The 1,556-nt window shown below is 61.5% G+C and carries 1 protein-coding gene; it reads left to right on the forward strand.

Annotated elements, in window-relative coordinates; translation table 11 throughout:
• Positions 1 to 129: 129 nt before the first annotated feature.
• Positions 130 to 1,260: an IS110 family transposase gene (locus VSR68_RS42405; RefSeq protein ID WP_342945365.1), complete on the forward strand. Its 1,131-nt coding sequence runs from the start codon at positions 130 to 132 to the stop codon at positions 1,258 to 1,260.
• Positions 1,261 to 1,556: the final 296 nt, after the last annotated feature.

Below are 1,556 nucleotides of genomic sequence, written 5' to 3' on the forward strand. Positions count from 1 at the left end.
TAGGCAGTATGACTTCACGTGAGGTAGAGGCTGGCCTGCCGTGAGGTATCAAACGCGGGTTAGCATTGCTGCCAGAGCCGCACGGTGTGGACGGCGCCACACCCGGCGATTTCCCGCACGGAGGCCAGCATGGAAAACGATAGCACGCTATACGTCGGCCTGGACGTTCACAAGGACTCGATCACGGTCGCCTATGCACTCGGCACCGGCGAAGTCGAACTGCTTGGCAGGATCGGTACGACGCAGAACAACATCGATCGCCTGTGCAAACGCCTGCAGTCCAAAGCGCGCCGCATACGCGTCGTCTACGAAGCGGGCCCGTGCGGCTATGGGCTCTACCGTCAGCTCGTAAAGAAGGGCTTCGACTGCATGGTGTGCGCACCGTCACTGATTCCCAGAAAGCCCGGCGAGCGCGTCAAGACTGACCGGCGCGACGCCATAAAACTCGTGCGCCTGCTGCGCGCCGGCGATCTGTCGGCCGTATACGTACCCACCGTAGAGGATGAAGCGTTCCGTGATCTGGCACGTGCGTGGGTCAGCGCCAAAGACGATATGAAGCGTGCACGACAACGCCTGAAGGCCTTCCTGCTCTCACATGGCGTGCGCTATGTGGGTCGTGCCGACTGGGGGACCGCGCACCGTCGCTGGGTAAGCGCGTTTTCATTCGACAACTTTTGGCAGCAACTCGCGCTCGACGAGCTTCGGCGCACGATTGAGGACCGCCTGGCGCAATGCGAGCGTCTCGAAACCGCCCTGCGCGAGGCGGTCCTCAACTGGCGCTTCTATCCTGCCGTGCTCGGCCTGCAGACGATGCGCGGTGTGCAGTTCACTACGGCCGTAGGCATGCTCGCCGAGCTGGGCGATCTCTCACGCTTCGTGCACCCGCGCCAGCTAATGGCCTGGCTCGGCGTGACCCCGTCAGAACATTCCTCCGGCAACAAACGGCGCCAGGGCAGCATCACCAAGACGGGCAACAGCTATGCAAGAAAGCTGTTAGTCGAGGCCGCCTGGAGCTACCGGCACCCGGCACGCGTGAGCCCCGACATCCAGCGGCGACATGAAGGCATCCCCAAGCCCATCATCGATCGCGCCTGGGACGCGCAGTTGCGACTGTGCCGGCGTTATCGCAAACTCGTCGCGCGCGGCAAGCAAAAGAACATCGCAGTCGTCGCGGTCGCCCGCGAACTCAGTGGATTCATCTGGGACATCAGTCGGCTGGCGATGTCGCTCGCTGTACCGCGCGAGGTGCACGTCGCGTAATGCAACACCTGCCCCCTGACCTCACCCTAACCTCTGGAGGAAGAGTTTCCTGAAGGCGGCGTAGCCCGGCACGCGAGTAACCCGCGAACGGACTACGCAACGGACACCATCCAATTTGCGACACTAGATAGCGGCAGGCTCGTTGGGCGGACCTCTGTAATGCGGTAGCCAACCCGCGAATATCAGTGTGATCCACCGTCGAGATTTACTGCTACGTCGCTCTCAGGAAATTCACATGACGTCTACACGACAACCTGAAAACCGATCCCATTGACACGTGAAGTCATATCAGTCCG

This window comes from Paraburkholderia phymatum (assembly GCF_038900715.1).
Classification (GTDB): domain Bacteria; phylum Pseudomonadota; class Gammaproteobacteria; order Burkholderiales; family Burkholderiaceae; genus Paraburkholderia; species Paraburkholderia phymatum_A.